Genomic DNA, 9314 nt, shown 5'->3' with positions numbered 1-9314 from the left:
AGCATCAAGTCACTGGATTCCTGCTTTCGCAGGAATGACGGCGAGGCGGTTGGGTTGACCGATGATCGTGGACAGGCTCCAAGAGCCGCTAGGATCGGCTGCTGTGAGGCCGGGCAGCTACCTTTGTGGCATTCGCCAAGTCTCGCCATCCGCCGTTTCCTCGCGGCGGGCGACTTCGCGCGGTGGTCGCAGTGTTGGAGGAATGCGGGATCGTGGCACCGTGCCGCGATGCGTTCCACGGCATTGCCGGAATAGGTGGTTGCAAGCCGGGCGGAGCCCCATATCGGGGCTTCGCCCAGCTTCGCTGCCGGCGACTGGCAATGCATTTCCGACCGCGTCGCCAAAAAAGGCGCTGCCGGCCGACAACGAAGCGATACCGGCATGCCGCGGTTAGCGGATGCCGACGCCGACACCCACGCCGAAGTTGACGTTGTTGCGGCCCTTGTTCATTTCCGCGGCCGTCCAGACGTGCGATTGCGCCACGCCGACCAGCGGGAACACGTAGTCGGCCTGGCCGACCTTGCCGGCGCGGCTGCCGTCGAGGCGGCCGTTGACCGTCATCATCGCGCCCGGCGGGTAGTCGAGCGGCTCCACGTAGCCGGACATCACCGCGATGAAGCGGCCGTTGCCGCTGTCGTTCGCCTTCGGGCGCTGCGAGGAGTCCAGCGGGTAGGCGAGCAGCTCGACCTCGCTGTGGTCGGCCAGGTTCTTCACCTGCACGATGCGCCCGCCCCAGATCACCGGCTGGCCGGCGAAGCGTTCCGGCGACCTGGCGACTTCGAACGGCGCCGCGGCGACGGTGCCGGCGGCGGGCTGGTAGATCGGCGCCGGCGCGCAGGCGGCCAGCGCGAGCAGGGCCAGCGGGGCTAGCAGGAAGCGGGCGACAGGTTGCACGTTCGACTCCTGGGCTGGCGGGCAGCCATGGCGTGGATGTGGCATTACGCTACAACAATCCGCGTCCGCCGGACGTGTGCGCGAAGGTCGCGGTTCAGCGCCGGCGCGGCGTGCCCGCGCGTGCCGGCGAGGGGGCCGCGGCCGGCGGTTCGGCGCCCTCCTGCAGCAGCCAGTCCAGCGTCCATTCGGCCGGGCGGTCCTGCGACAGCAGCCGCGCCATCGCGCGCAGCGGTTCGCGCAGGGCGTCGTCGAGCTTCCACGGCGCGTTGAGGATCGCCATGCCCGAGCCGTTGAGGCGCAGCGGCGAATCGTCCGGGTGCACCAGCAGTTCCGCGCGCAGCACGCGCTTCGCCCCGCTGCGCGGCAGCCCGCGCAGGAACGGCTGCACCTGGCTGCGCAGCTTGATCGGGTACCACACCGCGTAGACGCCGGTGGGCCAGCGCCGCAGCGCCTCCTTGAGCGCCTTCTCGATCAGCCTGTACTCGGCTTCCTGCGCCTCGTACGGCGGATCGATCAGCACCAGGCCGCGCTTCTCCTTGGGCGGCAGCAGCGCCTTCAGCGCCTCGTAGCCGTCGCGGTGGTGCACGTGGATGCGCGGGTCTCGGTGGAACAGCTCGCGCAGGCGCGCGGCTTCCTCCGGCTGCAGCTCGCAGAGCTGGGCGCTGTCTTCCGCACGCATCGCGTTGGCGGCCTGCAAGGGCGAGCCGGGGTAGAACTTCAGCCCGTCCTCGTTGCCGGGGATAGCGAGGATGCCGTCCAGCCAGCGGCGCAGCAGCGGCGGCAGGCTGCCGGCCTGCGCCGTGCCTGCGTGCAGGTCGGGGAACAGCAGCCGCGCGATGCCGTCCTTGTACTCGCCGGTCTTGCCGGCCTCCTTGCCGTCCAGCGCATAGCAGCCGCTGCCGGCATGGCTGTCGATGAAGGCGAACGGCGCCGGCTTGGACCGCAGCGATTCGACCAGCGCGAGCAGCACGCTGTGCTTGAGGACGTCGGCGAAGTTGCCGGCGTGGTAGGCGTGGCGGTAGTTCATGGCGGTCGCGGCGGGCTGGGCGGGTAAGTATAGGGGCGCGGGGCGGTATACGGCGGGCGGTGGGATGGGGTTGAGAGATTGAGGAGTGAGAGGTGAGGCGGGGCCTGATGGAGGTTGGTCCAGAGTTGGCAGGGGCGTGCGGGTTGCGTAGGCTCGATGGCATGCCCTCCCCGGTCTTCCATCGCCTGCGTCGTTGCCGTGCGCTGTTCGCGCTGGCGCTGTGCGCCTGGATGGCGATGGGCAGCGCGGCCTGGGCCAGGATCGATTGCTGCGCTTCGATGGCGATGCAGGGGACGATGGCCATGCACGGCGACAGCCATGCGTCGCCGCCGCACGGACAGCACCACGCCGACCAGGGCGAGTGCACCTGCGCACACATGACGGCAGACCTGCCGGAGGCGCGCTTCATGGCGATGCTTGCTCCGGCACCGCACGGCGCCGGCTGGCCGGCCCGCTTGCAGCGGGCGCCGCAGCCGGTCGAGGCGCCGCCTTTGCGGCCTCCGGCGGCCTGATCCATGCGGGACGGATGAGGCCCTGGGGCGCCTCGGAAATTTCCGCTACTCCGACCTCGCGACCCGTCACCCCAGCGGCTTTCAGCGGCCATAGGGCCGGTCAGGCTGGGGTCCGGCGCCTCTTCTCTTGCAAGCGCCAAGGCACTGGATGACCAGCCCTTGGGCTGTTGAAAGCGCTTCCTGCTTGCGCAGGAATGACGAGCGAACAAGCGGCTTCTCTTTCCCTCTTCGTACGCGCTGCGCACCCCCCGAGTCGTGCGCACCTGCATCTCCTCGAAGGAACCCGATGATGAACATGCAAGACCCGCGCGGCTTCCAGTTGCCGCGCCGACGATTCGTGCAGGGGCTGGCGCTGGGTGGCGCGGCCGCCGTGCTCGGCCTGCGCGGCACCGCATTGCGCGCGCAGGCCGCGGCGCCGCGTGCCGAACTGTCCGGCAGCCACTTCGATCTCTCCATCGGCGAGCTGCCGGTGGATTTCACCGGTCGGCGCCGCATCGCCACCGTGGTGAACGGCCGGTTGCCGGCGCCGCTGCTGCGCTGGCGCCAGGGCGACACGATCACCCTGCGCGTGCGCAACACCCTGCCGGTGACCAGTTCGATCCACTGGCACGGCATCGTCCTGCCGGCCGACATGGACGGCGTGCCGGGGCTCAGCTTCGCCGGCATCCCGCCCGGCGGCGAGTACCTGTACCGCTTCACCGTGAACCAGTCGGGCACCTACTGGTATCACAGCCACTCGCGCTTCCAGGAGCAGACCGGGCTGTACGGCCCGATCGTGGTCGAGCCGCGCGGCGGCGAGCCGCACCGTACCGAGCGCGACTACGTGGTGATGCTCAACGACTGGACCGACGACGATCCGGAGCGGATCTACGCCAACCTGAAGAAGCAGGGCGACTACTACAACCTCGGCAAGCCCACCGTGGGCGACTTCCTGCGCGATGCGCGCCGGCAGGGCGTGGGCGGCGCGCTGGCCGAGCGGCGCATGTGGCAGCGGATGCGGATGGACCCGAGCGACCTGGCCGACGTCTCGGCGATGACCTACACCTACCTGATGAACGGCCATGCCCCGGCCGGCAACTGGACCGGCCTGTTCGGCGCGGGCGAGAAGGTGCGGCTGCGCTTCATCAACGGCTCGTCGATGAGCTTCTTCGACGTGCGCATCCCGGGCCTGAAGATGACCGTGGTGGCCGCCGACGGGCAGGCGGTGGAGCCGGTGAGCGTGGACGAGTTCCGCCTCGGCACGGCCGAGACCTGCGACGTGATCGTCGAGCCGGCGGCGGACCGCGCGTGGACGATCTTCGCACAGAGCATGGACCGCAGCGGCTACGCCTGCGGCACGCTGGCGCCGCGGGCCGGCATGCGCGCCGAGGTGCCGCCGTTGGAGCCGAAGCCGTTGCTTGGCATGGGCGACATGATGGGCGCGATGTCCATGGGGCATGCCGGCCTGCGGCACGACATGGCGGGCATGGACCACGCTGCGCTGGGGCACGCTGCCATGAGCCATGGCGCGACGGAGCAGGCCGCGATGGACCACGCCGCCATGGGCCATCGCATGCAAGGCATGCCGACGCCTGCGCTGAAGACCGGCGTCGAGGCGGACATGCGCGTACCGCAGCCGCGCACCAACCTGGACGATCCCGGCGTCGGCCTGCGCGGCAACGGCCGGCGCGTGTTGAGCTACGCCGACCTGCGCACGCTGGACGCGCCGATCTCGCCGCGGGTGGACCGCGAGCTGACCCTGCGCCTCACCGGCAACATGGAACGCTACCTGTGGTCGTTCGACGCCACCCGCTTCTCCGATGCCGAGCCCCTGCGGCTCAGGTACGGCGAGCACGTGCGCGTCACCCTGGTCAACGACACCATGATGACCCACCCGATCCACCTGCACGGCATGTGGAGCGAGCTGGAGAACTCGCAGGGCGGGTTCCAGGTGCGCAAGCACACCGTCGTGGTGCAGCCGGCGCAGCAGGTGAGCTACCGGGTCAGCGCCGACGCGCTCGGCCGCTGGGCCTACCACTGCCACCTGCTCTACCACATGGAAGCGGGCATGTTCCGCGAAGTGGTGGTGGCATGAGCGCGCGGACCGGATCGACCGTCGCCCTGCTGGCGTCGCTGGCCCTGGCGGCGCCTGCCGCCGCGCAACACGCGCAGCACGCCATGGGCGGCATGCCGGCCGCTTCCGGCAGCGTGCAGGCGCCGAAGGCGGACGGGCCGATGCCCGATCACGCCATGGCGGGCATGCACGAAGTTCCCGCGCCAGGTGGCAAAGCCCGCGGAGCCGCCAGGCATCGCCACGCTGCCCCGGTATCCCGGCACGCCCGCCATGGCGAAGATGCGCCTGCGGCGGAAAGAGGGAACAAGCCGGCCATGGATATGGGCGGCATGGACATGAAAGGCATGCACATGGATGGCATGGATACGCAAGACATGCGGGAACCGTCCATGTCCATGCAGCACGCCGGCCATGCGATGCCCGCACCGGCCGTGCGCGAGGGCACGCCGAACGACCACGTGCCGCCGCCGCCACCGCAGCACGAGCTGCCGCCGATGCCGCCCGCGCACATGGCCGACATGATGCAGATGCACGACAAGGCGCTGCGCGGCATGTGGCTGTTCGACCGGCTGGAGCGCCGCCTCGGCACGGCCGGCGACGGCAGCACGGCATGGAGCGCCGAGGGCTGGTGGGGCGGCGACATCGACCGGCTGTGGCTGAAGACCGAAGGCGAGCGCGACGGCGACGGCACCCGCGATGCCCGCGCCGAACTGCTGTGGGGCCATGCGGCCTCGACCTTCTGGGACTGGCAGCTCGGCGTGCGCCACGACTTCGGCCAGGGGCCGTCGCGCCAGTGGATCGCGGCCGGCGTGCGGGGCCTGGCGCCGTACTGGTTCGAACTGGCGGCGACGCTGTACGCCGGTCCGCAGGGGCGCACCGCCGCGCGCTTCGAGGCCAGCTACGAGCTGCGCTTCACCCAGCGGCTGATCCTGAGCCCCGGGCTGGAGCTGAACCTGTACGGCAAGGACGACCCGCGGCGAGGGATTCGCGCCGGCCTGTCCGAGGCGGAGGCCGGCCTGCGCCTGCGCTACGAGTTCAGCCGCCGCTTCGCGCCGTACGTCGGCATCGAGCAGACCCGCCGCTTCGGCCGGTCCGCCGGCGTGCCGCGGCAGGCGCCGGCACGCGAAACCGCATGGGTCGCCGGCCTGCGGTTCTGGTTCTGATCCGCCATGGAGCCGCCGACATGAAGACGCTCGTTGCCGTTGTGCTGCTGGCGGTGCTGGCCGCGGCCGGTTTCGTCGCATCCGGCTGGTACGACGCGGGCGCGGACCGCCCGCACTGGGAAGCCACCTACCGCCTGCTGCAGTTCGCCCGCGAGCGCTCGGTGGCGCAGCATGCGAAAGACCTCGTGCTGCCCGACAACCTCGACGACGAAGCGACGATCCTCGAGGGCGCGGGCCAGTACGCGGCGATGTGCACCGGCTGCCATCTCGCGCCGGGCATGGACGATTCGGAACTGCGCCCGGGCCTCTATCCGCAGCCGCCGGACCTGTCGCGGACCCGGGTGGACCCGCGCGCCGCGTTCTGGACGATCAAGCACGGCATCAAGATGAGCGTGATGCCGGCCTGGGGCGGCAGCCACGACGACGCCACGATCTGGAGCATGGTCGCGTTCCTGCGCAGGCTGCCCGGCCTGTCGCCGGCCGGATACGCGGCGCTGGTGGCGAAGGCGCCGCCGGACGGGGACATGGAATCCCGCGGCCATGGCGACCGCCACGCCGCCGGCGCCCCGGCACCGATGGCGGACCCGTCCCGCGTTCACCGGCATCCTGCCGGCCGGTGAGCGCCTCGGACGTCCAGCGCGGCACGCATCCGCCGCCCGCGGCTTGCCCGGACCGCCGCCCGGCAGCGGGCGGCGGCGACGAAAGCGCGGGCGGACACGTGCAGGTAGCGCGGTTCCGTCCCGTCCAGCGCGACAGCTACGACACGACCGCGCGATGAACGACTGCGCGCCGCGCGGGACGATCCGGTGCCGCTGCGGCGCGGTCGCGCGCGGCTTCCGTGGATCGCTTCAGTACGCCACGGTGATGCGCTGGCGCGTCGCGTCGTTCTTCTCGACGCGGTCCAGCAGCGCCACGGCATAGTCCGGCACGGTGATCCGGCTGTTGCCCGCGGCATCGACCAGCAACCGGTCGCCGCCGATGCGGTAGGTGCCGCTGCGCTCGCCGTCCTCGATCAGCGCGGCGGGACTGACGTAGGTCCAGTCGACGTCGGCAGGGCTGGCGCGGAAGACCTCCAGCGCCTTGGCCTGTCCTTCGGCTTCCGGCTTCCAGGCGGCGGGGAAGCCGGGATCGTCGATCACCCTCACGCCCGGCGCGGTCTCCAGGCTGCCGGCGCCGCCGACCCAGACCAGGCGCTTCACGCCGGCCCTGGGCAGGTTGTCCAGCAACAGGCGGGCGTTGGCCGGCAGGCTGTCGTTGTTGCCGTCGCGGCGGGCGGACAGGCTGGCGACCGCCGCGTCGGCGCCGCGCACGGCGTCGAGCCAGGTCGCGGGCTGGCCGACGTCGCCGGTGACGACGCGCAGGTGCGCGTGGCTGGCGTCGAGGCGGGCGGGATCGCGCACGATGGCGACCACGTCGTGGCCGCGCGCCAGCGCTTCGTCGAGGATGCCGCGGCCGAGATGGCCGGTGGCGCCGAACAGTGCGATCTTCATGGGTGGCTCCTGGCGGGTAGGGAATCGGAGGGAGGCGGGAAGCGGCTTACGGCCACTTCATCTCGCCCTTGCTGACCTTGGCGCTGAGTTCCAGCGCGGATACGCCGGCGGCCTGCGGATAGCGCCGCTTCATCGCGGCGACCAGGGCGGCGGCATCGCCGGCGCGGGCCGCCTCGGCGTCGTAGGCGCGGATGTAGTCGCGGGTGAAGCGCACCGCGGCCAGCGTCATCGGCGCACCGGGCGCGTAGTGGCCGGGCACCACCGTGCGCGGGTGCAGCCGCTCGATGCGGTCGAGCGTGGCCAGCCAGTGCGCATGCGATTGCGGCGTCTGCGTATCGGCCATCCAGACGTGCTCGCCGCCCACCACCGGGATACCGCCGACGACGGCGCGGATCGACGGGATCCACACGAAGCTGCGGTCCGGCGTGGGGCCGTCGAGGCCGACGATCTCCAGCCTGTGGCCTTCCAGGTCGAGGCTGTCGCCGGCGAGCGCGGCCGGCACGAGGGTCCGCGCGGGAGCGTTGTCCTTGAGGATCGGTCCCCAGTAGGCCAGCTTCGCCCGGCGCGACTCTTCGATGTGCGCGACGGTCGGCGCGGTGGCGACGATCGCCGCGGCCGGGAACGCCCGGTGCAGCACGTCCAGGCCGAAGTAGTAGTCCGGGTCGCCGTGGCTGACGTAGATCGCGGTGAGCCGCTTGCCCGAGGCGCGGATGCGTTGCACCAGCACCTCGGCGTCCTTGCGTTCGAACTGGGCGTCGACCAGCACGGCGTCGCGCTGCCCTTCGACCAGCACCGAGCTCACCGCGAAGACGGAGCCGCTGCCCGGGTTGTAGACGTCCAGCGTGAGCGGCGCCTCGGCGGCGCGGGTACCGCCGGACAGCCCCAGCGCGAGCAGGGGAAGCAGCAGGGAGGCGAGTCGGAACGGGCGCATGGCGGTGCCTGCCGGAGGGAAAGTGGACACAGCATGCGCCGGGACATTGGTTCGATAAACGACAGATGGAGTAATTTACTGTCAACTCGGAATTGACAGTGGCAACCCATGGCACAGGCAGTCAACCTCAACCGGCTGGCGGTGTTCGCCGCCCTGGTGCGCGCCGGCTCGTTCACCGCGGCGGCGGAGCAGCTCGGCCTGACCAAGGCGATGGTGAGCCAGCACCTGGCGCGGTTGGAGCGGGAACTGGGCGTGAACCTGCTGGTGCGCAGCACGCGGCGGATGTCGCTGACCGAGGCCGGTGCGGTGTTCCATGCCGACTGCGTGCGCATCCTGGGCGAGGCCGACGCGGCGATCGCGCGCGTGGGCGAAGGCCGGGAGACGCCCAGCGGCACGCTGCGCCTCACCGTTTCCACCGACTACGGCACCGCCATCGTGGCGCCGGCCCTGGCCGGCTTCCTGCGCCTGCACCCGGCGCTGCAGGCGGATATGGTGCTGAGCGACGAGGTCAGCGACCTGATCGCCGAGCGCTTCGACCTCGCCATCCGCGGCGGCTGGCTGCGCGATTCCAGCCTGCGCGCCGCGCGCCTGGGCGGCTTCCGCCAGTTGCTGGTCGGCTCGCCCGGCTACCTCGCCGCGCACGGCACGCCGCGGCGGCCGCAGGACCTGGCCGCGCATGGCCTGGTCGCGTTGTCCGTGCTGCCCGCGCCGTTGCGCTGGACCTTCACCCGCGGCGGCGCGCGGCATACCGTGCGCCTGCATCAGCGGGCCCAGGCCAACAGCGCCAGCGCGGTGCGCGCGATGGTGCTGGCCGGCGCGGGCCTGGGCGTGCTGCCGGACTACCTAGCCGAGGACGACATCCGCGCCGGCCGGCTGGTGGCGCTGCTGGCACAGTACCGCCTGCCCGAGGGCGGCATCCACGCGGTGTATCCGGGGCGCCAGCCGCCGGCCAAGGTACGCGCCTTCATCGACCACCTGCGCGCCTGCCTCGCGGGTGCGGCGTAAGGGGCTGTCCACGATCTCCGGTTATTCCCTATGACGGTCATCTCCTATGGCGATCATCCCTCGAACGTCATCCCCCATGGAACGTCATCTCCTCTGAGACGTCATCCCAGCGAACCCCGAAAAGGGGGCAAGAGCTGGGATCCAGCGCCTTTGAGCTTTCGAGGAAACAGTCACTGGATTCCTGCTTTCGCAGGAATGACGACGGGGCGGTTGGACTGGCCGATAGATCGTGGACAGGC

At 71.2% G+C, this 9314-nt stretch carries 10 protein-coding genes; 5 read left to right on the top strand and 5 right to left on the bottom strand.

From position 1 onward, the window contains the following. Positions 1-390: 390 nt before the first annotated feature. On the bottom strand, positions 391-894 hold the full coding sequence (locus tag ASG87_RS12485) for a Slp family lipoprotein (protein ID WP_056005482.1): 504 nt from the start codon (positions 892-894) through the stop codon (positions 391-393). A 94-nt stretch (positions 895-988) separates the two neighbouring features. Then, entirely contained in the window at positions 989-1921 is a 933-nt protein-coding gene (rlmJ, locus tag ASG87_RS12480; RefSeq protein WP_056005478.1) for a 23S rRNA (adenine(2030)-N(6))-methyltransferase RlmJ, read from the bottom strand. 161 nt (positions 1922-2082) lie between these two features. Here rlmJ and ASG87_RS12475 point away from each other — a divergent pair, with 161 nt between their 5' ends. Both ASG87_RS12475 and ASG87_RS12470 read left to right on the top strand, forming a co-directional pair. After that, positions 2083-2433 (top strand): hypothetical protein, encoded by a 351-nt coding sequence (locus tag ASG87_RS12475; RefSeq protein ID WP_056005475.1) that lies wholly within the window; start codon positions 2083-2085, stop codon positions 2431-2433. A 289-nt stretch (positions 2434-2722) separates the two neighbouring features. Beyond that, positions 2723-4507: a copper resistance system multicopper oxidase gene (locus tag ASG87_RS12470; protein ID WP_056006460.1), complete on the top strand. Its 1785-nt coding sequence runs from the start codon at positions 2723-2725 to the stop codon at positions 4505-4507. Here the strand turns inward: ASG87_RS12470 and ASG87_RS20510 are convergent. Continuing rightward, complete coding sequence (locus ASG87_RS20510) at positions 4462-4899, bottom strand: hypothetical protein (RefSeq protein ID WP_162258365.1); 438 nt, start codon at positions 4897-4899, stop codon at positions 4462-4464. The genes ASG87_RS12470 and ASG87_RS20510 overlap by 46 nt on opposite strands. Between ASG87_RS20510 and ASG87_RS12465 the strand changes: the two genes are divergently transcribed. After that, positions 4876-5649 (top strand): copper resistance protein B, encoded by a 774-nt coding sequence (locus ASG87_RS12465; RefSeq protein WP_162258364.1) that lies wholly within the window; start codon positions 4876-4878, stop codon positions 5647-5649. The two genes, ASG87_RS20510 and ASG87_RS12465, sit on opposite strands and share 24 nt — an antisense overlap. 20 nt (positions 5650-5669) lie before the next feature. Continuing rightward, the gene (locus ASG87_RS12460) at positions 5670-6269 is read left to right on the top strand and encodes a cytochrome c (RefSeq protein WP_056005470.1); all 600 of its coding nucleotides are present in this window, start codon (positions 5670-5672) and stop codon (positions 6267-6269) included. A gap of 228 nt (positions 6270-6497) precedes the next feature. On the opposite strand, the gene ASG87_RS12455 is transcribed toward ASG87_RS12460, so the two are convergent. Then, on the bottom strand, positions 6498-7139 hold the full coding sequence (locus ASG87_RS12455; RefSeq protein WP_056005467.1) for an NAD(P)-dependent oxidoreductase: 642 nt from the start codon (positions 7137-7139) through the stop codon (positions 6498-6500). 46 nt (positions 7140-7185) lie between these two features. Further along, positions 7186-8070: an MBL fold metallo-hydrolase gene (locus ASG87_RS12450; protein WP_056005464.1), complete on the bottom strand. Its 885-nt coding sequence runs from the start codon at positions 8068-8070 to the stop codon at positions 7186-7188. 108 nt (positions 8071-8178) lie between these two features. Between ASG87_RS12450 and ASG87_RS12445 the strand changes: the two genes are divergently transcribed. Then, the gene (locus ASG87_RS12445) at positions 8179-9075 is read left to right on the top strand and encodes a LysR family transcriptional regulator (RefSeq protein ID WP_056005461.1); all 897 of its coding nucleotides are present in this window, start codon (positions 8179-8181) and stop codon (positions 9073-9075) included. Positions 9076-9314: the final 239 nt, after the last annotated feature.

The sequence above is a fragment of the Frateuria sp. Soil773 genome, from assembly GCF_001428405.1.
GTDB lineage: Bacteria > Pseudomonadota > Gammaproteobacteria > Xanthomonadales > Rhodanobacteraceae > LMSL01.
The sequence above is the reverse complement of the archived record's forward strand: the minus strand, read 5'-3'. Positions and strand labels throughout refer to the sequence as shown.

Bases quoted from the DNA above. Each gene is read 5' to 3' on its own strand.
- ASG87_RS12470 (WP_056006460.1), top strand. From the start codon at position 2,723: ATGAACATGCAAGACCCGCGCGGCTTCCAGTTGCCGCGCCGACGATTC.
- ASG87_RS12455 (WP_056005467.1), bottom strand. From the start codon at position 7,139: ATGAAGATCGCACTGTTCGGCGCCACCGGCCATCTCGGCCGCGGCATC.
- ASG87_RS12450 (WP_056005464.1), bottom strand. From the start codon at position 8,070: ATGCGCCCGTTCCGACTCGCCTCCCTGCTGCTTCCCCTGCTCGCGCTG.
- ASG87_RS12460 (WP_056005470.1), top strand. From the start codon at position 5,670: ATGAAGACGCTCGTTGCCGTTGTGCTGCTGGCGGTGCTGGCCGCGGCC.
- rlmJ (WP_056005478.1), bottom strand. From the start codon at position 1,921: ATGAACTACCGCCACGCCTACCACGCCGGCAACTTCGCCGACGTCCTC.
- ASG87_RS12475 (WP_056005475.1), top strand. From the start codon at position 2,083: ATGCCCTCCCCGGTCTTCCATCGCCTGCGTCGTTGCCGTGCGCTGTTC.
- ASG87_RS12445 (WP_056005461.1), top strand. From the start codon at position 8,179: ATGGCACAGGCAGTCAACCTCAACCGGCTGGCGGTGTTCGCCGCCCTG.
- ASG87_RS20510 (WP_162258365.1), bottom strand. From the start codon at position 4,899: ATGGCCGGCGTGCTGCATGGACATGGACGGTTCCCGCATGTCTTGCGT.
- ASG87_RS12465 (WP_162258364.1), top strand. From the start codon at position 4,876: ATGTCCATGCAGCACGCCGGCCATGCGATGCCCGCACCGGCCGTGCGC.